The following is a 21,581-nucleotide window of genomic DNA, read 5'->3' as shown; positions in this document are numbered from 1 at the left end:
GAGCTAGCGGGGTACATCTGCCCGGTAAATGCGCAAAAGTAATTAAATAGGATAGTAAATATTATCTTCCAGCATGAAATAAGGAGAATCACGCATGAGTGCCACCGACGCTGTCGCCGCCGAAGAGGACGTCACGGACCGCTGGAGCGCCGTCCGGGACCTGCCGCCGAGCGCAAAGCTCGTCGCGAAGGTCCTCGACTACAACGACACGCTCACACAGAGCGAACTCGCCGAGGAAACCCTCCTCCCGCCCCGGACCGTTAGGTACGCGCTCTCGCGGCTAGAAGAGGAGGATGTCGTCGACTCCCGGTTCTCCTTCGCTGACGCCCGAAAGCGACTGTACACCCTGTCGGTGTGAGAGGGCGAACCGGGAGCGACTGAACTGCCCTTGTTCCCGTCCCCGTCGTCCTATTTCGATTCCCGTCTGTCCCCTTCGAAGAACCATCTCTTATGAGCGATAGCGACCCAGCGCACCCATGGTCTCGACCGCCGCCGTCAAGCAGGCGCTCTCCGCGCTGGCGAGCCGCACCGACACAGCGACCCGGCCGTCCGTCGCCGTGATCGACGAGGCCGATGCCGCGCGATCCGATCTGCGACGCGCCGCAGGATTCGTCGACAGCGGCGGACTCGACCGGCTGGATGAGGCGATCGCCGCCGCCGAACGCGCCGGCGACGAGGCCGCCGCCGAACGGGGCCGGGAGGCGCGCGCCGCGTTCCGCCGGTTCCGCGAAGCGGCGGCCGACAGCGACAACCGGGGCGGCGACGACAGAGCCGGAGATGACAGGGCCTGCGACGACGAACGCGGCCGGTGACCGCCGGACCACTTCCGCTCCGCCCCCGGAACCCCTAAACCCGATACCGGCCAAGATCCGTGCAGATGACACGGGTGATTCACACCGGCGACACCCACATGGGGTACACGCAGTACCACTCGCCGGTCCGACGACAAGACTTCCTCGACGCCTTCGCGGCCGTGATCGACGACGCGATCGAAGGAGAAGTCGACGCAGTGGTCCACGCCGGCGACCTCTTTCACGACCGCCGGCCGGAGCTCACCGATCTGATGGGAACAATCTCGATCCTCCGCCGGCTCGACGACGCGGGGGTACCCTTCCTCGCCGTGGTCGGAAACCACGAGTCGACGCGGGGCGGCCAGTGGCTCGACCTGTTCGAACGGCTGGGGCTCGCGACCCGGCTCGGCGACGATCCGACCGTCGTCGGCGACACCTCCTTCTACGGGCTCGATCACGTCCCCGTCTCCCGCCGCGACGACCTCGACTACGCGTTCGACGATCACGACGCGGACTACGCCGCCCTCGTCGCGCACGGCCTCTTCGAGCCGTTCGGTTACGCGGACTGGGACACGGAAACGGTGCTCACGGAGAGCGACGTGGACTTCGACGCGATGCTTCTCGGCGACAACCACACACCCGATGTCGCCAAGGTCGACGGCACGTGGGTCACGTATCCGGGGTCGACCGAGCGCGCCAGCGCGAGCGAGCGCGAGGGGCGCGGCTACAACCTCGTCACCTTCGACGCCGACGCCGCCGGGGGCGACGACCGCGTGGAGATCCGGCGGCGCGCGCTCGACACCCGCCCGTTCGTCTTCGTGGAAGTCGACCTTCGCGAGGGCGAGGGCGCGGCGCGGGTGCGCGAGAAGGTCCGCCAACACGACCTCGGCGACGCCGTCGTCCTCGTCGACGTGACCGGCGAGGGAGACCCGGTCACGCCGGCCGCGATCGAGGAGTTCGCGACCGACGAGGGAGCGCTGATCGCTCGCGTGACCGACCGCCGCGAGGTGGAGACGGATGCCGAGATCGATGTGAGTTTCGCTGACCCCGAAGACGCCGTCCGAGAGCGGGTCGAGGAGATGGGACTGTCAGAGGCCGCTTTCGACGTCGAGGAGGCGGTCCGCGCCGACACGATTCCCGACACAAACGTCAGAGAGACCGTGAAACGCCGGGTTGAAGAGCGGATCGACGACCTCGACGATCTCGACGCGTTCGATCGAGGCGAGACCGTAGACGGAGATGCGGAAGCCGAAGACAACGAAGCCGAACTCGCAGACGACGAAGCCGAACTCGCAGACGACGAAACTGACGGCGAACCGATCGGAGGCAAGGACGATACCGCGACGGCCAGCGCTGCCGACATCGACGAGCAGGTCTCCATGGAGGACTACCTGTGAACTTCGACCGCGTCCGGCTCTCGAACTTCAAGCCGTACGGCGACGCCGACCTCCGACTGACCGAGGGCGTCACGGTCATCCACGGACTCAACGGCAGCGGGAAGTCCTCGCTTCTGGAGGCCTGTTTCTTCGCGCTCTACGGGTCGAAGGCGCTCGACGGCACTCTCGGAGACGTGATCACGAACGGCGAGGAAGAGACGGAAGTGGACTTGTGGTTCACGCACGACGGTGCCTCCTACCATATCGAGCGACGGCTCAAGGAGTACGACGGTCGGATCGATCACCAGTGCACGCTCGAAACGACGGACGGGAGCGACGTGACCCGCGACGGCGCGCGCGCCGTGCGGGAGTTCGTCACGGAACTCCTTCGGATGGACGCCGAGGCGTTCGTCAACTGCGCGTACGTCCGACAGGGTGAGGTCAACAAGCTGATCAACGCCACGCCCCGCGAGCGACAGGACACGATCGATGACCTGCTCCAGCTCGGAAAGCTAGAGGAGTACCGCGAGCGCGCCGGTGACGCGCGGCTCGGCGTCGAGGACGTGCTGGAGAACCGCCGCGGGCGACTCGACCAGCTCGACGACCAGATCGCGGAGAAGAAGGAGAAGGACCTCCACGACCGCCTCAACGGACTCGAAAGCGACCTCTCCGAGGTCACCGACGAGATCGACCGCTACGAGACGCAGCGCGAGCAGGCGAAGGAGACCCGCGAGGCCGCCGCGGAAACGCTGTCGACCCACGCGGAGAAACGCGAGACACTGGAGTCGGTGGCGGCTGAGATCGACGAGATTGAAGCGACAATTCGCGAGGCGGAGCGCGAGCGCGACGAGCACCGAGACGCGGTCCGCGAGGCCCGCGAGCGGGTCGAGGAGATCGAGGCCGCGATCGACGGCCGGCTCGACGGTGCCGGACTCGACGCGGCAAGCGACGAGACCATCGCCGAGCGCCGCGCCGAGCTCGACGGCCGCGAGGAGACGGTCCGCGAGGAGCTCGACGACGAGCGGGTGAGCGCCGAGGCGTTCCGCAATCAGGCGACGAACCTCACCGGGAAGGCCGACGACCGCGCCGAGCGCGCGGCGGAGATCGAATCGGAGGCCGACGACCTCGGCGACGAGGCCGAGGCGGCGGCGGACGAGGCTGACGAGCGCGAGTCTTCGGTCGAAGAACTCCGCGAGGAGGCCGAGACGCTTCGCGAGCGGTTCGCAGCCGCCGACGCCGACATCGACCGGGACGGGGTCGCCGACGAGCGAGAGGCACTGCGCGAGCGGCGCGGTGAGGTCCGCGAGCGGATCGCGGAGCTGTCGGCGGAGCTGAAGAACGCCCGCGACCGCGTCGAGGAGGCCGAGGAGCTGCTCGCGGCGGGGAAGTGTCCCGAGTGCGGACAGCCGGTCGAGGACTCGCCGCACGCGAGCGGAATCGACGAGGACCGCGAGCAGGTCGCCGAACTGGAAGCGGAACTGGAGGAGGCCCGCGAACGCGAGAGCGACCTTGATGACCGGCTCGCGGAGCTGAGTGAGCTCGCAAGCGCGGCGGACCGGCTCGACGAGATCGACGAGACCGTCGAGACCCTCGAAGACCGTGTCGAGGAGAAGCACGCGGAGGCTGACCGGAAGCGGGAGGCGGCGGCGGAAAAGCGTGAGCGTGTCGAAGACCTCCGCGAGGAGGCCGAGGAGACCCACGATGTCGCCACGGAGAAGCGCGAGGAGGCCGAGGCGGCCGCGGAACGCGTGGCGGAACTCGAAGACGCACTCGCGGCGGTCGACGACGCCCGGGAGGCGGTAGCGGCGATCGAAGAGCAACTGTCGGCGATCGCGGACGCGGAAGACGAGATCGAGCGTCGCCGCGAGAAGCGGGAGAACCTGAACGAGGTGAACGACGAGCGGCGCGACCGACTCGCAGACAAGCGCGAGCGCCGCGACGAGCTCGCGGAGGCGGTCGACGAGGCAGCGGTCGACGAGGCGAGAGAGCGGAAGGAGACGGCCGAGGAATACCTCGAGAAGGTCGACGGCGAGCTCGACCGCCTCGCGGAACGACGGACGGAACTGGAGAACGCGATCGGCGGAGTGAACAGTGAGATTCAGGAATTGGAGAACCTCCGGGAGGAGCGCGAGTCGCTCGCGGAGCGGGTAGACGCGCTCGAAGACCTCCACGAAGAGACGAGCGAGCTGGAGGCGATGTACGGCGACCTCCGGGCGGAGCTTCGGCAGCGCAACGTCGCCGAGTTGGAGCGCACGCTCAACGAGACGTTCGAACTCGTCTACGGCAACGACGCCTACTCGCATATCGAGCTCGACGGCGAGTACGTCCTTACCGTCTACCAGAAAGACGGCGAGCCGCTGGATCCCGAGCAGCTCTCCGGCGGCGAGCGCGCCCTGTTCAACCTCTCGCTGCGCTGTGCGATCTACCGACTGCTCTCGGAGGGGATCGAGGGCGCGGCGCCGACGCCGCCGCTCATCCTCGACGAGCCGACCGTCTTCCTCGACTCCGGGCACGTCTCCCGGCTAGTCCGGCTCGTCGAGGAGATGCGCGGATTCGGCGTGCGCCAGATCCTCATCGTCAGCCACGACGACGAGTTGGTAGGTGCGGCCGACGAGCTGGTGACGGTGGAGAAGGACCCGCGCACGAATCGGTCGACGGTGCGCCGGGAGGACGCCGCCGATCTCGACGCCGCTGAGCTCGATATCGCCGAACTCGCCGACGACTGAGCGGGCGGTCTCTCCGCCGTTTCTCTTTGTAAGAAACGGCTGTACTGCACTATCAGAAGAAAGCGGCGGTGACGCCACCACCGACAGGGGCAGCGACGACAGTCCACACCCACTACGTCGGCGCGCCCGCTCGCGCCTTATAAGGCGCGAGCAGATCGCGAGGGAGGCGGTGGGTCGGCGCGGCGTTTCCCCCGCCGACCCGTCCGCCGAGGCTGGGGAGGCGCGAGGCATACGCTCGGCCGAACGAGGATCGGGGACGAACAGCCGCGAATCGCCACGAGTCGCACTTATAAATGGTTACTCGTCCTCCGACCCGCCCCGCAACAGCTCTATCGCTTCGACTGCGACCGGAGTCGCCTCGTAGCCGCGCTGCCCCGCGACCTCGGCCTCGTCGATCAGGCCGGCCGCGCGGAACTCCGTAATCGTCCCGTGGAGATCGGACTCGCACATGTCGGCCGCGTCGAGGAGGTCGATCGCGGCGATCGGTCCCTCGTCGACGACGACCGCCAAAAGGCCGAGCGACCGGTCGTCCCGGACCGCTCGAAGCGTCCGCCGAACCGGGGCCGGCACGCCCGAGGCCGCGGTCGCGAGCGGCGACTCGCCGTCGACGATACGAAGCTCGTCGTTGTCGACGTACCGCTCCTCGCCGGTGGCTGGGTCCCGCACCCGGCTCGACTCGGCGGAGCGTTTCACGAGGAGGTACGTCTCGCCGGCCGCATCACGAACCGTCTGCATGGATCAGAAACAGCGGTCGCGCGGGCATTACGCTTCCGGGGGCGAGTGGTCGGCGTCGCCCTCGTCGTCCCCGTCGCCTTCGGAATCCGACTCCGTCGCGTCCCGCGCCCGCTCCCACGCCCGGTACGTCTGGTAGGTCCGAACGCCCGCGAGGAGCCCGAGGAAGAATAGGACCGGACCGATCCGCGACCACCCCTCGAAGAACCATAGCATCGGGCCGAGCGCGACGAGGAGCACGGCGGCGTTGGCGTAGATGACGGCGACGACGAACGCGCGGAGAGTCCTCGAATCCACGTCGCTCGCGCCTTCGAAGTCGCCGCTGTCGTCGAACGTCTTCACCGAGGGCGCCTTCGGAATATCCGGCGTCATCTCCCGCTCGGCGTCGGAACTCTCACCGAAGGAAACCTCGCCCTCGTCGTCCTCGTCGAGGCTGAACACGCCAGACGTACGCGGGGACGGGGGAAAGGGATTCCGCCCCGCATCGGCACGCGAGCCGCGGCGACGGTCCGAAGCGAAACGGGAGGAGAGACCCCGTCAGGTCGCGTCGGCCAGCCGGACCGTTCGGCTCGCCTCGACCCACGCGAGGGGGTTCGCGGCGTCGAAAAGCACCACGTTCCCGCCGTCCTCGTACACCTCCACCTCGGCGGCGCCGGGGTCGCGGTCGGCCGGGCGAGCCACCTGGGGTTCGGAACGTGGGTCCGAAGACATAGCCCGTGGTATGGCGTCACACATTATATGCCTTTCCGTGCTGGGACTCCTCGCCGCACCCGAAAGCCGAGTTTTTTAGCCGGGTGCGCCGAAGCACGGGTATGACTCAGTCGGGGCTGTCGGACTTCTCGTCGCCCGGAGACGCGGACGACGGGACGAGAGACAGCATGGAGACCGAACGGGAGGACATGGCCGCACAGGAGGCGGCCGTCGTCGCCGGCGGCGGGCGCGGACACGTCAGCGACGTGGTCGACGTCGACGAGGCGAAGTTCCCGGAATCGACCGGGACCGTCGAGCTGATGATCACCCAAATCGACTACGCCGTCGAGGGGTACGGGAGCGACGAGTACCCGGTCGTGCACGTGTTCGGCCGGCGACCCGTCGACGACGGTGACGACGCCGTCGAACACCTCCGCGTGCTGGGCGTCGAACCGTACTTCTACGTGCCGACTGCCGACCTCAACGGCGATCCGACCGAGGAGTACGACGTGGTGATCGGAACGCGCGAGGAGAACGTCGAGGGCGAGCCGTACGAGAGCATCCGCGGCGAGCCGCTCACCCGGATCGTCACCCGTACGCCCCGCGACGTGGGGAACATCCGCGACGACTTCGCGACGACCTTCGAGGCCGATATCCTCTTCCCGAACCGCCTTTTGATCGACAACGGGCTCAACGGGGGAGTGCGCGTGCAGGAGCGCCGGCTCGACGACGGCTCCGACGCGATCCAGGTCCACGAGGGGCATCTCGAACCCGCTGAGATCGACGCCGAGATGCGGGTGAACACCTTCGACATCGAGGTCGACGACCGCCGCGGCTTCCCCGAGGACGGCGAGGAGCCGATCATCTGTCTCACGAGCCATGACTCCTACGACGACGAGTACGTCGTCTGGCTGTACGACGCCCCCGAGGCCGAGATCCCGCCGCCCGAGGATCTCCCCGACTACGAGGGGATCGTGGGTGACGGGGGCGGCGAGATCGACTTTGAGGTCCGCACCTTCGAGACGGAGGCCGCGATGCTCGACGCGTTCATCGAGTACATCGACGACACCGACCCGGATCTGCTGACGGGGTGGAACTTCGAGGATTTCGACGCGCCGTACGTCCTCGACCGGTTGGAGGTGCTCGACGACGGGAGCCAGTACGATCTCTCGATCGACCGGCTCTCTCGGATCGGCGAGGTGTGGCGCTCCGGCTGGGGCGGTCCCGACATCAAGGGCCGTGTCGTCTTCGACCTGCTGTACGCGTACAAGCGCACGATGTTCACCGAGTTGGAGTCGTACCGGCTCGACGCCGTCGGCGAGCGCGAACTCGGCGTCGGCAAGGAGCGCTACACGGGCGACATCGGCGACCTGTGGGAACAGGACCCCGAACGTCTGCTGGAGTACAGCATCCGCGACGTGGAGCTGTGCGTCGAGATCGACCGGAAACAGGACGTGATCGCCTTCTGGGACGAGGTGCGAACGTTCGTCGGCTGCAAGATCGAGGACGCGCCGACCCCCGGCGACACCGTCGACATGTACGTCCTCCACAAGGCGTTCGGGAAGTTCGCGCTCCCGACGAAGGGGCAACAGGAGTCGGAAGAGTTCGAGGGCGGCGCCGTCTTCGACCCCATCACGGGCGTCAAGGAGATGGTGACGGTCCAAGACCTGAAGAGCCTCTACCCGATGTGCATGGTGACGATTAACGCCGGCCCGGAGACGAAGGTCGATCCCGGCAAGTACGACGGCGAGATGTACGTCGCGCCTAACGGGACTCACTTCCAGAAGGAGCCGGACGGGATCATGCGCGAGATGGTCGACGAACTCCTCTCCGAGCGCGAGGAGAAGAAGGGGCTCCGGAACGACCACGACCCCGGCACCGAGCCCTACGAGCAGTACGACCGACAGCAGGGAGCTGTCAAGGTTATTATGAATTCTCTATACGGCGTTACGGGATGGGATCGGTTCCGTCTCTACGACAAAGAGGGCGCTGCAGCCGTCACAGCGACCGGTCGGGAAGTCATCGACTTCACTGAGGAAGCCGCCAACGAACTTAATTATCAAGTTTCTTATGGAGATACCGACAGCGTCATGCTCTCGTTATCCAACATGTCGAAAGAGGAGGCGATCGAGACCTCCTTCGAGATCGAGGACCACATTAACGAGCGCTACGACGACTTCGCGCGTGATGAGTTGAACGCCGACGTTCACCGCTTCCAGATCGAGTTCGAAAAGCTCTACCGGCGGTTCTTCCAGGCCGGCAAGAAGAAGCGGTACGCTGGCCACATCATCTGGAAGGAGGGGAAAGACGTCGATGACATCGACATCACCGGTTTCGAGTACAAGCGCTCGGATATCGCACAGATCACGAAGGAGGTCCAGCAGAACGTTATCGAGACGATTGTCACCGGCGACGACATCGACGAGGACTTAGAGGAGATAAAGTCGTACCTCGTCGATGTCATCGCGCGCGTGCTCGGCGGCGACATGGACCTCGACGAGATCGGGATTCCCGGCGGGATCGGCAAGAAGCTCGACGCATACGATACCCCGACCGCGCAGGTTCGCGGGGCGAAGTACGCCAACCTCATGCTCGGGACCAACTTCGGGAGCGGGTCGAAGCCGAAGCGGCTGTACATCGAGAAGGTCCACCCCGACTTCTGGCAGCGGATGGAAGATGAGGAGGGCCTCGATCCCCAACGCGATCACTTATACGGAGAGTTCAAACGCGATCCCGACGTGATCTGCTTCGAGTACGCCGATCAGGTCCCCGACGAGTTCAAGGTCGACTGGGAAAAGATGCTGGACAAGACCCTTCAGGGGCCGATCGAGCGCGTCATCGAGGCGCTCGGCCTGTCGTGGGAGGAGGTCAAGACGGGTCAAGAGCAGACCGGACTCGGCTCCTTCATGTGATTTAATCCGGAGTTTGAAAATCACTTTTTAATTGTAGAGAAAAATTCTTGCCGATTTTGGGAAATTCTACGGGAGATGCGTAACCATTAACCCGATAAGACACCACTGTACGGACACGAGGCACGAGAATACATATGGCAACTCTCGAAATCAACGATCTTCATGCGCGGGTGGCGGAAGAGGACGGCGAACGCATTCTTCGTGGGGTCGACCTAACCGTCGAGTCCGGGGACATCCACGCACTGATGGGTCCGAACGGCTCTGGGAAGTCGACGCTCGCGAAGGTCATCGCCGGCCATCCTGCGTACGAGGTCACTGGCGGCGAGATCCTCCTGCATCTCGACGAGGAGGACGTCGCCGACATCGACGCCGAACTCGACGACGAGGATTACCACTGGAAGCTGCTGGAACTCGAACCCAACGAGCGCGCAGCGCTCGGTATTTTCCTCGGGTTCCAGTACCCGGCGGAGATCGAGGGTGTCACGATGACGAACTTCCTCCGGCAGGCGCTCAACGCCAAGGCGGACGAGCGCGAGGAGCTGTTCGAAGACGAAGAGGCGGAAGCCGACGCGGACGAGGACGACGAGGGGTACGACACCTCCCCGATGGAGGGTCCCGCGGACGACGGCGAGATCGGCGTCGCCGAGTTCCAGCAGATCCTCTCGGAGAAGATGGAGCTACTCGACATGGACGAGAAGTTCATGCAGCGGTACCTCAACGCGGGCTTCTCCGGCGGCGAGAAGAAGCAGAACGAAGTGCTGCAGGCCGCGATGTTAGAGCCCGCCGTCGCCGTGCTCGACGAGATCGACTCCGGGCTGGACATCGACCGGTTGCAGGATGTCTCGAAGGGGATCAACGCGCTCCGCGACGAGCAGGGCACGGGCGTTCTCCAGATCACGCACTACCAGCGGATTCTCGACTACGTCGAGCCCGACCACGTTCACGTTATGTTAGACGGCGAGGTCGTCAAAAGCGGCGGTGCGGAACTCGCCGAGAAGCTCGAGGACAAGGGGTACGACTGGGTCCGCGAGGACGCGTTCGAGGCCGCGTAACCGAATCCAGTCACGCGATACACGTAAATACGAGAATCCGTAACAAGATACTATGAGCTCACAACAGGACGAATTGAAGGAGACAGACACCGAGGCCCGCTTCGAGTTCAAGAAGGAGGAGAAATCCGCCTTCCAGACCGAGAAGGGACTCACCGAGGAGACGGTCCGCGTCATCTCGGAGGACAAAGACGAACCGGAGTGGATGCTGGAGCGGCGCCTGCGCGCGCTCGAGCAGTTCCAGGAGATGCCGATGCCGACCGACTGGCCCGGACAGCCGGACCTGAGCGAGGTCGACATCGACGAGATCATCCCGTACATCCGGCCGGACGTCGACGTCCGCGCCGGTGTCGACGACTGGACCGAACTCCCGGACGAGATCAAAGACACCTTCGACAAGCTGGGCATTCCGGAGGCCGAGAAGAACGCGCTCTCCGGCGTCGGCGCCCAGTACGAGTCGGAGGTCGTCTACCAGAACATGCAGGAGCAGTGGGAGGAGAAGGGCGTCATCTTCTGTAACATGGACGAGGCCGTCCGAGAGCACGAAGAGATCGTCCGCGAGCACTTCATGACGAAGTGCGTCCCCCCGAGCGACAACAAGTTCGCCGCGCTCCACGGTGCGATCTGGTCCGGCGGCTCATTCGTGTACGTGCCGGAGAACACCACCGTCGACATGCCGATCCAGGCGTACTTCCGGATGAACTCCAAGGGGATGGGCCAGTTCGAGCACACGCTCATCATCGCCGAGGAGGGCTCCGAAGTCCACTACATCGAGGGCTGTTCCGCGCCGAAGTACTCGGCGTTCAACCTCCACTCCGGCGGCGTCGAAGTGTTCGTCGGCGAGGACGCCCACGTCCAGTACTCCACGGTGCAGAACTGGTCGAAGAACACGTACAACCTGAACACCAAACGCGCCATCGCCGAGAAGGGCGGGCGCATGGAGTGGATCTCGGGATCGATGGGGTCGAAAGCGACGATGCTGTACCCCTCGACGATCCTGAAGGGGCGCGGTGCCTCCGACAACCACATCACCATCGCCTTCGCGGGCGAGGGACAGGACATCGACACGGGCGCGAAGGTGTACCACAACGCGCCGAACACCAAGTCGACCGTCGAGTCGAAGTCGATCGCGAAGGACGGCGGCCGCACGAACTACCGCGGGCTCGTCCACATCGCCGACGGCGCCGAGAACTCCTCGACGGCCGTTGAGTGCGACGCGCTGATGTTCGACAACAAGTCGACATCGGACACCATGCCGTATATGGAGATCAACGAGTCGAAGGTCGACGTCGCCCACGAGGCGACCGTCGGGAAGATCGGCGACGAGGACATCTTCTACCTGCAGTCGCGCGGTCTCGACGACGACGACGCCAAACAGATGATCGTTTCGGGCTTCATCGAGCCCATCACGGAGGAGCTGCCCATCGAGTACGCCGTCGAGCTCAACCGGCTCGTCGAGCTGGAGATGGAGGGCTCGCTCGGATAACATGAGCACGAAAGCAATCGAGAGCCTCTCGGAGGACACGGTACGACGCATCGCCGAGGAACGCGACGAGCCCGAGTGGCTCTTAGAGACCCGTCTGAACGCGCTTTCCGCGCTAGAGACGGCCGATCTGCCCGACGTCATCCAGACGCCCGGCCGCCGCTGGACCGACCTGGAGGCGCTCGACTTCGAGGCGCTCGTCGACCCGCTGAACCAGTCGGACACGACCGAGCGGTCGGCCGGCGATGACGATGTCGTCATCTTACCCTTCAGCGAGGCATTCGACGAGTACGGCGACATCATCGAGGCGAACTTCGGGTCGGTACTCGATCCCGAACACAACTACCTCACCGCGCTGTCGGTCGCGCTCTTCACGACCGGGACGTTCGTCTACGTCCCCGAGGGCGTCGACGTCGAGGACGTGACGGTACGCGCGGAAATGAACTCCCGCTCGCTGTTCAGCCAGACGCTGGTCGTCGCCGAGGAGTCGTCGTCGGTGACGATCCTCGAGTCGATCGAGAGCGGTGACGACGGCGTCGACGGCGACCGGTACTTCTCGAACCTCGTCGAGATCGTCGCGGGCGAGAACGCGAACGTCCAGTTCGGTTCGCTCCAGAACCTCGACGACGACTCGTACACCTACTCGCTGAAGCGTGGCGTGACCGACACGTACGCGACGGTTGACTGGATCGAGAGCAACTTCGGCTCGAAGCTCACGCGCTCCGACGTCGAGACCGAACTGAACGGCGACGGCTCCGAGAGCCAGATCGTCGGGACGTTCTTCGGCACCGAAGACCAGCACTTCGACATCAACGCCCGCGTCTGGCACCAGGCCGAGCACACGACGGCCGACCTCGTCACGCGCGGCGTACTCGACGACGTGTCCCGCTCCGTCTACGAGGGGGTTCAGGATGTCGGCGAGGACGCGTGGAACACCTCCAGCTACCAGCGCGAGAACACGCTGATGCTGTCGGACGACGCCGAGGCCGACGCGTCGCCGAAGCTGATCATCCACAACCACGACACCGAGGCGTCCCACTCCGCGACCGTCGGACAGGTCGACGCCGAGGACCTGTTCTACCTCGAGAGTCGAACGATCGACCCGCTGACGGCCCGAAACATGCTCGTCGAGGGCTTCTTCGTGCCCGTGTTAGAGGAAATCGCAGTCGACGAGTTCCGCGACGACGTCCAAGAACTCGTCTTACAGCGCCTCCAGTAAGCTGATTCGTCTGTCGCCGGATCTTCTCGGCGACCCGGGACGTTCATTATTTCGAGACGAGAATAGTTTCATATTACCTACAGTACTATATGGACGAGAGCCGTAGGTACGGGAATGGCAGACGATAAAGACGGACGAGAGAAACAGGCACGAGACGACGACGACCGCCAGCGGCGCCGCGACATCGCCACGGAACTGGAACGCGGCGACGAGCCGGAGCCGGAGATCGACGCCGCGGACCTCGGCGACGTCGAGGCCGAGCTCGAATCGCTGGAGTTCCCAGCCACGGGAGCGGAGATCATCGCGGCGATCGGAGACCGCGATATCGGACCGTCGGCCGAACGATACACCGTCGAGCAGCTGGTCCCCGAGACGGACAAGGTGCAGTTCGACTCGCCGGATCGCGTCCGCGTTCGGATACGGCGACCCACGGTCGCCACGGCCATGAAGCGGATCGTGGAGGCCAGCGAGACGCTGCCGAACGAGGAGCTCGGTGGATCGCAACACGACGCCTACGAGAAGACCTTCGTCGAACTCGCGCGGGTCAGTCCCGACGACTACGACGAATCGATCGGCGTCGTCCGCGATTGGGTCGTCGACCGGATCCGTGACAAAGAGAAGCTCCCGACCTCGCGGCAGATCCGTCGACAGGCGGCGAAGGTCTGCCGAGAGAGCGGACACGAGATCCGGAACGACGACTGGCTCGGAATCTAGGTGGCCGGTTCTCCGTTGCCTGCGCGCCCGCAGTCCGTCCGAACGAACCCTCGACTGGAGGGGAAAATCTTAAGTCGGCCTGCACCCGAAGGCGAGTGTATGCGAACGGGCGTATCGATCGGTGACGGGTGGTCGCCGTGAGCGTGAGCCAGCGGATCGCCTCGGACGACCAGCTCGCTCGGCTGTTACAGATCGGGATCGTACTTGAGGAAGTCGTGGAGGCGCGGGCCCACCACCACTACCAGAGTCTCGACGCCGAACTCGACGACGAGATCGAGGCGTTGCTCGCCGACGCCGCCGAGGAGTCGGCCGAACACCGCCAGCGACTCGAGTCGCTCATCGAGGGGCTCGGCGTCGATAGCGTTCCGTTCGACGAGATCGAGTCGCTCGTAGACGCGCGGTACGGCCGGACGCGTCCCGAGGACTTCGACGGCGTGTTGTACGACCAGCTGTGTAACGAAGAGACCGCCTACAAGTTCTACGACGACCTCATCGATGCGATCGAAGACTCAGACGCCGAGTTCACGATCGACCGCGCGGAACTTCTCGACGAGCTGCACGCGATCCGCGAGGACGAGGCCGAGGGGGTCAGCGAGGTGACGGCGGTCATGGAGCGACGATGAACCGGGGGATCGAACCGGCGACGAGCGCCGACGGAGGGAAGCCGTGAACACTGCAGACCAGTACCTCAAGACGATATACGTCGTACAGAAGCAGGAAGACGGTCCCGCCTCGACCGGGTCGGTCGCCGACGCCCTCGGCGTCAGTCCCGCGAGCGCCAACGAGATGATCGGGAAGCTCGAAGACCTCGGGCTCGCTGAACACGAGAAGTACAAGGGCGTCCAGCTCACCGACGACGGGATCGTGCGGGCGCGCGACGCGCTCCAGACCTACTGTATCATCGAACGCTTCCTCGCGAACGTGCTCGCCGTCGAAGACTTCCGCGAGGAGGCCCACGAGCTGGAGGCGGTTATCGACGACACCGTCGCCGAGCGGCTCGACACGATTATTGATCGGCAGCCGGAGTGTCCGGACTGCTTCGACCCCGAGACGGACGCCTGCGCGTGTCTGGAGATCGCGGCGACGCCCATCGAGCCGGAGCAGTAGGCGGGAGAAAAACGCCTTTTTCGACGCGTCCGATCAGACGCCCGTCGAGTAGCGCAGAATACCCGCGATCCCACCGAAGGCATCGAGCAGCTGTTCACCCTTCTCGAAGTCGGTGGAGATGAACTTGGTGTCGGTGCCACGCTGTTCGGCGATCGACATCAGGTGCTCGATCACGTCCTCGCGCTCGTCGACATCGGCCTCTTCGCCGCACTCCGAACACTCGTGAGACGGGGTGGAGTGTCGCGAGTCGACTACCTCGTACTCCTCGTGGCCGTTCGGACACTCGTAGACGACCACGTCAGATCGGAGATCCTCGGAGATGAGCAGGCGGTCGACAGAGCCCATGATCAGATTTCGACGGGTCTGATCGAAGCCGTACGTGGCCTCCTCGCCGGTATGGAGGTTCTCGAAGAACTCGTCCATGTGGCGTTTGTCCTCGACGATCTCCTGATCGGCGAGCGCCTCGCTCGCGTTGTCGACGAGGTCTTTCAGCCCGGACTCGTCGGTGTACGCCACGTCGAACTTGCCGAGCACCTTGTCCTGAAGCTCGTGGTGGAGATAGTCGCCGTCGAGGAACTCGTCTTTCGTCGGCGAGGGGCCGCCGACGAGGATACCGTCAAGCTCGTGGCGCTTGTCGACGAACAGGTCGTCGGCCATCCCCGCGACCTCCTGGTAGAAGTTGTCGATGGCCTCCAGGCGGAGGCGGGCGAACCGCTGTGCGGACTGGCCCCCTTTCCGCTGTTTGCCGGGGACGAGCGAGGAGGCGGACTTGACGGGCTCAACCCGCTTGCCCTTCAACCAGCCGACGTTGGCCTCGCGGCGGTCCAAGACGATGAGCCCGAACAGCCCGGAGTCCTCCAGCATGTGTTCGAGCGGTTCGGTGAGGAACGCGGAGTCGCAGTGGTACCGGAACGATTCGACGGGCTGGGGCGGCGACTCCAGCGTTCGGGTGACCATGTCGGTCTGGCCGCCGCCGGCGTCGATCGCTCCCGAAAAGATCACCATCCCGTTTTCCGGCGGGAAGGTGTCGTAGTACCGGAGGCGGTCCTTGATCGAGGTGAGCGCGTCCTGGACGGCCGTCCGGGTCTGCTTGGACTTGATGTTGGACGCCTCGCTGTGTTCCTGTGTGACGTGGGCGACCACGTCGGAGACCTGCCGATCCTCGGGGATGTAGATGGTGACGAGCTGCGTTCCGGAGCCCTCGAAGTCGCGGAGCTCCTCGATGACCTTGCGGAATTCGTATTTCCGCCGGTCGTCGCTCGCCTCTTGGGCGTCGCTACTCATTACCCTAAATACGGCGGCGTGCGTGTAAGTAAGCTTTGACCTCCCCGCCAGCGCGACAGTACCTCGTCACACGGCGTCGATGGCAGTATCGTTTATAAATGAGGTGCGGTGGCGCGCGTCTGCGAGCGGGCCGTAGGCCCGCGAGTAGCACGCGCGAGGTAGTCGCTGGCGCCATCAGCGCCAGCGACGAGGCTGGGGAGGCGTGAGGCTGTGGTGTGGTTGCTGACGGGCGGGACTCAAAGGGGCAGCCGCGAGGGCGGCGCAGGCGAAGCAAGCACTGGAGCGAGCAACGCGAGCGACTGAAGCGCGCAGCGAGCGTGCGCCGCCCTCGCGGCTGGGGCTTTGGAGGTGTTCACCGTCGATCCGGCAGTAACCGTTTATAAGCAAAACGACTGAGGCCTGGGAGGCGTTCACCGTAGAGTCGCCAGCAACATCCCGATCGAAGAAACCCGAACGACCCACCCAATTGTCCCGTTCCTACATCGACTCGGGCGCTTCGACCCCGAGCACGTCGAGCGCGTTCGCCATCGTGTGCTTCGCGGCCGCGACGAGGGCGACGCGGGCGGCCCGAAGCTCCTCATCGTCGGAGGTCACCACCGGACACTCCCGGTAGAAGGCGTTGTACGCGTCGGCGAACTCGCGGGTGAACGTGGCGATCGTGTGCGGTTCAAGGTCGTCCGCCGCCGACTCGATCGCGGCCGGGAACCGGGCGACCTCGCGGAGGAGGTCGCGCGCCGCGTCGGTCTCGAAGACCGTGGCGTCGACGTCGAGGGCGCCGACATCGACGACTCCCTCGGAGTCCGCCGTCACGCCCGGCACCTCGATCCCGGCATCGGCCGCCTCGTCTAAGATTCCGCAACAGCGCGCGTGGACGTACTGGACGAACGGGGCGGACTGCCCCTCGAAGTCGAGCGCGTCCTCCCACTCGAAGGTGATCGCCTTTGCGGGCTGTTTCGAGACGATGTCGTACCGGACCGCACCGATCCCGACCTCGTGGGCGATGCGCTCCACGTCCTCCTCGGTGAGGTCGTCGTCGCGGATCCGGTCGTCCATCCGGGTCTCGACCGCCTCGCGGGCGCGGTCGATCGCCTCGTCGAGCAAATCGTCGAGCATCACGCCGGTACCCCGCCGGGTAGACATCTTCCCGTCCGGGAGGTTGACGTACGAGTAGATGACGTGGCCGAGCCGGTCGATGTCGTTACCGAGCAGTTCGAGGGTCGCGTCGAGCTGGTCGGCCTGCAGCTTGTGGTCCTCGCCGAGTACGGTGACCGCGCGGTCGTAGTTGTCGAACTTCCACTCGTGGTGGGCCAGATCGCGGGTGGTGTAGAGGCTGGTATCGTCGGAGCGCAGGAAGACGAGGTTCTTGTCGATCCCCCAGTCGTCGAGTTCCAGTTGCCACGCGTCCTCCTCGTAGACGGCGTGATCGGTCTCCTTGAGTCGCGCGGCGATGTCGTCGGTGGAGCCGTCGCGCATGAACCGCGTCTCCTTGACGAATTCGTCGAACTCCGCGGGCAGGCGGGCGAGACACTCCTTCATCCCGCCGAGGACGGTGTCGACGACTTCACCGACGCGCTCGTACGTCTCCTCGTCGCCCGCTTCGAGCCCTTGCAGGATCGCGGCGATCTCCTCCTCGGCGGCCTCGACGGCCTCGGGATCGGCCTCCTCCAGGTACGCGTTCCCCTTGCGGTAGTACCGGACGAGGTCGTACTCGGCGCGGGCGCGGGCGGGCTCTCCCGCTAAGTCCGACTCGTCGAACCGCTCGTACGCCCACGTGAACACCGCCATCTGGCGGCCGGCGTCGTTGACGTAGTAGTGGCGGTCCACGTCGTAGCCGGCGTACTCCAAGAGGTTCGCGACGGCGTCGCCGACGATGGGGTTGCGCGCGCGACCGACGTGGACCGGACCGGTCGGGTTCGCGCTCGTGTGCTCGACGACGACAGAGGTGTCGCGGTCGGGAAGTGCGCCGTAGCCCGAGTCGACCGCGGACGCGTCGAGCGTGTCGACGAAGTAGCGCTCGCCGGGGTGGAAGTTGACGTACGGGCCGGCGGTGTCGACCGCAGCCAAGTAGTCGTACCCGTCGACGTCGACCGCGTCCGCGACCGTCGCGGCCACGTTCGGCGGCGCGTCGCCGACCTCGCCCGCGAGCCGAAAGGCGACGCTGGAGGCGAGCGTCGCGTCCATGTCGTCGGGCGGGCGTTCGATGCCGAGGTCGTCGGTCGGGAGGTCCAGCGAGGCGAGCGCGTCGCCGAGCGCGTCGGCCACCTCCGACCGGAACTGCCTGAACATACCGTCCGTTCGTCGGTCGGCCTAAAAGGCCCTTCCGAAGCAGGGCGCGGGAGGAGGATTGGCGGGATGCACGCTAGACCTGCGGCGGCGCGCGCCTGTGAGCGGCCGCTTATAAGCGGCCGCGAACAGCATCGTGCGAGGGACGCGGCGACCGGAGGGAGCCGCGAGGCTGGGGAGGTGTGAGGCTGCGGTTGCGGTGTGGTTGGGGCGGGACTCAAAGGGGCAGCCGCGAGGCCGGCGCAGGCGATGTAAGCACCGCAGCGAGGGAGCGTTAGTGACCGAGTGAGGAGCACAGCGAGCGTGCGCCGGCCTCGCGGCTGCCCCTTTGAAGATGTTCACCGCGGAGTCGTCGATCACGTACGATCGAGCGGCTGGAGATTTGAAGGCGTTCCCCGCCGATCCGCGGTCAGCGATTTATAAATGACTGACCGCCACGAACACATCAACAATCACGTACAGCCGTCCGTCTCAGACGATCTCGTCGATCAGTTCGCGCGCGCTCCGCCGAACCGCCTCGTCGCTTTCGATCGACGGCTCCCAGCCGAGGTCCGCGAGCCGCTCGATCGACAGCCGCATCTTGGGCACGTCGCCGGTCCAACCGCGGTCGCCGCCGGTGTACGCGTACTCGGGGTCGACGCCGAGTTCGTCGCTGACGATGTCGGCGATGTCGGTGACTGAAGTCGTCGTCTCCGTCCCGAGGTTGTAGACGTTCAGGTCCTCGTCGGCGTGCTCGACGACGTGCTGGATGGCGTCGACGCACTCGGAGACGTGCATGTACGACTTTTCCTGCCGCCCGTCGCCGAGGATCTCAAGCTCGGACGGATCCGCATCCAGCTTCTGGATGAAGTCGGGGATCACGTTGCCGCGCTGGTGGGGGCCGACGATGTTCGCGAAGCGGAACACCCACGACTGGACGCCGTACGAGTGGGCGTGCGTCGAGATCAGCGCCTCGTCGGCGAGCTTGGAGGAACCGTAGATAGAGATGGGCTCAAGCGGGCCGTAGTCCTCCGGCGTCGGGCGGGGGGCCTCGCCGTACACCGTCGAGGAGGAGGTGAAGGCGAGCCGATCGACGCCGACCTCGTGCATGCGTTCCAAGACGTTGTACGTCATCGCCGTGTTCGCCTCGAACAGCTCCCGGTCGTCGTCGTAGTTCGTGTCGGTGTACGCGGCGAAGTGGAAGACGATATCGAGGTCATCGGTGACCGCCTCGGCGACGTCGTCGGGGTCGGTGAGGTCGGCCTCGACGAACTCGGCGCCGTCGGGGACGCGGTCGCGGTCGCCCTTCGAGAGGTCGTCGGCGACGCGAACCGTTGCGCCGCGATCGAGGAGTTGCGCGGCGAGGTGGCTCCCGACGAGCCCCGCGCCACCGGTGACGAGTGCGGTCGAATCGGTGAGGTCCATACGGCCTCGTGAAGCGGCATCCAATTAGTACGTGTGGAATCGGAGCGAAGTCGGAGCGGATCGAGTTTCGTCCGTCAGCGGGCAGTTGTGGACGCCGGCCACGGCGCCCTCACAGCCCCTCCTCGCCGCCCTCCTGCGTGAGGATGACGACCATCGAGAGCCCGGAGATGACGAGCAGGATGAGGGTGGGGACGACCGCGTACTGGTACAGCGCCGTCTCCTGTGCGCGCCAGATCTGCGTGACGATCGTCTCGAACCCGGACGGGCGGAGGATGAGCGTGACGGGAAGCTCCTTCATCGTCGTGAGGAAGACGAGGGCGGCGCCAGCGACGATCCCCGATCGCGTGAGCGGGAATGTCACCCGGCGGAACGCGCCCATCGAGGACTCACCGAGCGTCCGGCCGGCCTCGACGAGCTTGGGATCGACCCCGAGGATCGCGGTCCGCGTCGAGCCGACGACCTGCGGGAGGAAACGGACGACGTACGCGAACACCAACAGCGGGAGCGTCTGGTAGATCCACGGGAGGTACCCCGAGCCGAAGTAGACCAACGCGAGCGCTAACACGATCCCCGGGACCGCGAACCCGACGTACGTCGCCCGCTCGAACAGCGTCGCCAGCGGCGAGTCGCTCGTCGCGGCGAAGTACGCGATGGGGATGGCAGCCAGCGCGGCGACGACCGCGGCGGCGGCGGCGACCGAGACCGAGTTGATCACCTGGATCGGCTCGAATGCCATGGAGGGGCGCCGGCCGGCCTCGGAACGGAGGAGCCACAACAGGAGGATCCAGATCGGGACGAGGAGTGCGACCGCCGACACAGACGCCGGCAGGAGCGTCGCGGGCCAGCGCCACCGACCGAGGTTCACGAGACGGTTCGTGCTCCCAGCGTCGTCGCCGTGGGCGTCCCGGTTCGACCGGACCAGCCACTCCAGCGCCAGCACGACGAGGACGACCGCGAGCAGCTGGAGGGAGAGCAGCGCGGCGTAGTCGCGGCCGAACGCGTTGTACTCGACGTATATCTGTCGGGTGAACACCGGCAGTCGCATGATCGACGGCGTGCCGAAATCGGAGACCGCGTACAGCGCCGCCAGAAGCGACCCGGCAGCGATCGCCGGCCGAATCACGGGGAGCGTCACCCGGCGGAACGCCTCAAGCCGACCGTGGTTCAGCGTCCGGGCCGCCTCGATCAGCGTCGTGTCGAACGAGAGGAGCGCGGCACGGGTGGTTAGGTAGACGTACGGGTACGTGTACAAGGTGATCACGAGAATCGTGCCCGGGAGCCCGTATATTTCCGGAACTCGGTCGATCCCCAGTGGCGCGAGTACGTCGTGGAACTCACCTCGGGGCCCGAACGCGGAGACGAACGCGAACGCGCCGACGTAGCTCGGCACGACAAGCGGGAGCGCGGCGACAACGGACCAGAACCGACGGAAGGGAAGGTCGGTGCGGGCGGTGAGATACGCCAGCGGAACTCCCAACAGAATCGAGAAAACTGTGACGCCGGCCATCAACAGCAGGCTGTTGAGCAGCACCTCGACAGTCCCCGAACTGAACAAAAGCTCCATCGCCCGCGACCGCTCGACGGTGACCGCCTCGATGACCAGCCACGCTAGCGGGAACACCACCGTCCCGGCGATAGCCGCGGACAACAGGGTCAACCCCAGCGGTAGTCGGTCGTCGCCGTCTGTCAGGATGTCGCGGATCCGGCGTGTCCAGCTCATAGTCCGGGAAGCGGCGTGCTTGCCAGAGGGTGGGTGTACCCACCGTTAGCAGTTCCGATTCGGTCGTCGGGCGGGTCCGACGGATATAATA

Annotated in this window: 18 protein-coding genes; 11 read left to right on the top strand and 7 right to left on the bottom strand. The window is 65.6% G+C overall.

Annotated elements, in window-relative coordinates:
- Positions 1-94: 94 nt before the first annotated feature.
- From HLAC_RS00925 to rad50, 4 genes are all read left to right on the top strand, one after another.
- Entirely contained in the window at positions 95-358 is a 264-nt protein-coding gene (locus HLAC_RS00925; RefSeq protein WP_012659431.1) for a MarR family transcriptional regulator, read from the top strand.
- 118 nt (positions 359-476) lie between these two features.
- The gene (locus HLAC_RS00920; protein ID WP_012659430.1) at positions 477-812 is read left to right on the top strand and encodes a DUF7966 family protein; all 336 of its coding nucleotides are present in this window, start codon (positions 477-479) and stop codon (positions 810-812) included.
- A 65-nt stretch (positions 813-877) separates the two neighbouring features.
- Positions 878-2,188 carry a DNA double-strand break repair protein Mre11 gene (gene mre11 / locus HLAC_RS00915; protein WP_012659429.1) on the top strand — a complete coding sequence of 437 codons (1,311 nt, stop codon included), beginning with the start codon at positions 878-880 and terminating at the stop codon, positions 2,186-2,188.
- Positions 2,185-4,893, top strand: coding sequence for a DNA double-strand break repair ATPase Rad50 (gene rad50, locus HLAC_RS00910; protein ID WP_012659428.1), 2,709 nt, complete (start codon positions 2,185-2,187; stop codon positions 4,891-4,893). The genes mre11 and rad50 overlap by 4 nt, the downstream gene beginning before the upstream one ends.
- Before the next feature lie 297 nt (positions 4,894-5,190).
- Here rad50 and HLAC_RS00905 read toward each other — a convergent pair whose 3' ends face one another.
- The 3 genes from HLAC_RS00905 to HLAC_RS19130 form a co-directional block, all read right to left on the bottom strand.
- Complete coding sequence (locus HLAC_RS00905; RefSeq protein WP_012659427.1) at positions 5,191-5,628, bottom strand: DUF7346 family protein; 438 nt, start codon at positions 5,626-5,628, stop codon at positions 5,191-5,193.
- Positions 5,629-5,655: 27 nt separating this feature from the next.
- Positions 5,656-6,066 (bottom strand): DUF7322 domain-containing protein, encoded by a 411-nt coding sequence (locus HLAC_RS00900; RefSeq protein ID WP_012659426.1) that lies wholly within the window; start codon positions 6,064-6,066, stop codon positions 5,656-5,658.
- A 96-nt stretch (positions 6,067-6,162) separates the two neighbouring features.
- Positions 6,163-6,336 carry a DUF7331 family protein gene (locus HLAC_RS19130; RefSeq protein WP_012659425.1) on the bottom strand — a complete coding sequence of 58 codons (174 nt, stop codon included), beginning with the start codon at positions 6,334-6,336 and terminating at the stop codon, positions 6,163-6,165.
- A gap of 101 nt (positions 6,337-6,437) precedes the next feature.
- On the opposite strand from HLAC_RS19130, the gene HLAC_RS00895 reads away from it, so the two are divergent.
- The 7 genes from HLAC_RS00895 (at position 6,438) to HLAC_RS00865 (ending at position 14,799) form a co-directional block, all read left to right on the top strand.
- The gene (locus HLAC_RS00895; protein ID WP_012659424.1) at positions 6,438-9,227 is read left to right on the top strand and encodes a DNA-directed DNA polymerase; all 2,790 of its coding nucleotides are present in this window, start codon (positions 6,438-6,440) and stop codon (positions 9,225-9,227) included.
- 134 nt (positions 9,228-9,361) lie between these two features.
- Positions 9,362-10,279 carry an ABC transporter ATP-binding protein gene (locus HLAC_RS00890; protein ID WP_012659423.1) on the top strand — a complete coding sequence of 306 codons (918 nt, stop codon included), beginning with the start codon at positions 9,362-9,364 and terminating at the stop codon, positions 10,277-10,279.
- 52 nt (positions 10,280-10,331) lie between these two features.
- Positions 10,332-11,762, top strand: a complete 1,431-nt coding sequence (gene sufB / locus HLAC_RS00885) for a Fe-S cluster assembly protein SufB (protein ID WP_012659422.1) — start codon at positions 10,332-10,334, stop codon at positions 11,760-11,762.
- Position 11,763: 1 nt separating this feature from the next.
- A complete protein-coding gene (gene sufD / locus HLAC_RS00880; protein ID WP_012659421.1) occupies positions 11,764-12,978 on the top strand; it encodes a Fe-S cluster assembly protein SufD in 1,215 nt (404 codons plus the stop codon).
- 114 nt (positions 12,979-13,092) lie between these two features.
- Positions 13,093-13,692: a DUF5789 family protein gene (locus HLAC_RS00875; protein WP_012659420.1), complete on the top strand. Its 600-nt coding sequence runs from the start codon at positions 13,093-13,095 to the stop codon at positions 13,690-13,692.
- A 137-nt stretch (positions 13,693-13,829) separates the two neighbouring features.
- Entirely contained in the window at positions 13,830-14,315 is a 486-nt protein-coding gene (locus HLAC_RS00870; protein WP_012659419.1) for a hypothetical protein, read from the top strand.
- Between the two features lie 43 nt (positions 14,316-14,358).
- Positions 14,359-14,799: a metal-dependent transcriptional regulator gene (locus HLAC_RS00865; RefSeq protein ID WP_012659418.1), complete on the top strand. Its 441-nt coding sequence runs from the start codon at positions 14,359-14,361 to the stop codon at positions 14,797-14,799.
- A gap of 33 nt (positions 14,800-14,832) precedes the next feature.
- Here HLAC_RS00865 and prf1 read toward each other — a convergent pair whose 3' ends face one another.
- The 4 genes from prf1 to HLAC_RS00845 all read right to left on the bottom strand — a co-directional run bounded on the left by prf1 (position 14,833) and on the right by HLAC_RS00845 (position 21,490).
- On the bottom strand, positions 14,833-16,083 hold the full coding sequence (prf1, locus tag HLAC_RS00860; protein ID WP_012659417.1) for a peptide chain release factor aRF-1: 1,251 nt from the start codon (positions 16,081-16,083) through the stop codon (positions 14,833-14,835).
- Between the two features lie 477 nt (positions 16,084-16,560).
- On the bottom strand, positions 16,561-18,369 hold the full coding sequence (gene argS / locus HLAC_RS00855) for an arginine--tRNA ligase (protein WP_012659416.1): 1,809 nt from the start codon (positions 18,367-18,369) through the stop codon (positions 16,561-16,563).
- 468 nt (positions 18,370-18,837) lie between these two features.
- Positions 18,838-19,770, bottom strand: a complete 933-nt coding sequence (locus HLAC_RS00850) for an NAD-dependent epimerase/dehydratase family protein (protein WP_012659415.1) — start codon at positions 19,768-19,770, stop codon at positions 18,838-18,840.
- A 109-nt stretch (positions 19,771-19,879) separates the two neighbouring features.
- Positions 19,880-21,490: an ABC transporter permease gene (locus tag HLAC_RS00845; protein WP_012659414.1), complete on the bottom strand. Its 1,611-nt coding sequence runs from the start codon at positions 21,488-21,490 to the stop codon at positions 19,880-19,882.
- Between the last annotated feature and the right edge of the window lie 91 nt (positions 21,491-21,581).

Source organism: Halorubrum lacusprofundi ATCC 49239 (assembly GCF_000022205.1).
Classification (GTDB): domain Archaea; phylum Halobacteriota; class Halobacteria; order Halobacteriales; family Haloferacaceae; genus Halorubrum; species Halorubrum lacusprofundi.
The sequence above is the reverse complement of the archived record's forward strand: the minus strand, read 5'-3'. Positions and strand labels throughout refer to the sequence as shown.

Bases quoted from the DNA above. Each gene is read 5' to 3' on its own strand.
- argS (WP_012659416.1), bottom strand. From the start codon at position 18,369: ATGTTCAGGCAGTTCCGGTCGGAGGTGGCCGACGCGCTCGGCGACGCG.
- HLAC_RS00905 (WP_012659427.1), bottom strand. From the start codon at position 5,628: ATGCAGACGGTTCGTGATGCGGCCGGCGAGACGTACCTCCTCGTGAAA.
- sufB (WP_012659422.1), top strand. From the start codon at position 10,332: ATGAGCTCACAACAGGACGAATTGAAGGAGACAGACACCGAGGCCCGC.
- HLAC_RS00875 (WP_012659420.1), top strand. From the start codon at position 13,093: ATGGCAGACGATAAAGACGGACGAGAGAAACAGGCACGAGACGACGAC.
- HLAC_RS00845 (WP_012659414.1), bottom strand. From the start codon at position 21,490: ATGAGCTGGACACGCCGGATCCGCGACATCCTGACAGACGGCGACGAC.
- HLAC_RS00925 (WP_012659431.1), top strand. From the start codon at position 95: ATGAGTGCCACCGACGCTGTCGCCGCCGAAGAGGACGTCACGGACCGC.
- HLAC_RS00920 (WP_012659430.1), top strand. From the start codon at position 477: ATGGTCTCGACCGCCGCCGTCAAGCAGGCGCTCTCCGCGCTGGCGAGC.
- prf1 (WP_012659417.1), bottom strand. From the start codon at position 16,083: ATGAGTAGCGACGCCCAAGAGGCGAGCGACGACCGGCGGAAATACGAA.
- HLAC_RS00895 (WP_012659424.1), top strand. From the start codon at position 6,438: ATGACTCAGTCGGGGCTGTCGGACTTCTCGTCGCCCGGAGACGCGGAC.
- HLAC_RS00890 (WP_012659423.1), top strand. From the start codon at position 9,362: ATGGCAACTCTCGAAATCAACGATCTTCATGCGCGGGTGGCGGAAGAG.
- mre11 (WP_012659429.1), top strand. From the start codon at position 878: ATGACACGGGTGATTCACACCGGCGACACCCACATGGGGTACACGCAG.
- sufD (WP_012659421.1), top strand. From the start codon at position 11,764: ATGAGCACGAAAGCAATCGAGAGCCTCTCGGAGGACACGGTACGACGC.
- HLAC_RS00850 (WP_012659415.1), bottom strand. From the start codon at position 19,770: ATGGACCTCACCGATTCGACCGCACTCGTCACCGGTGGCGCGGGGCTC.
- HLAC_RS19130 (WP_012659425.1), bottom strand. From the start codon at position 6,336: ATGTCTTCGGACCCACGTTCCGAACCCCAGGTGGCTCGCCCGGCCGAC.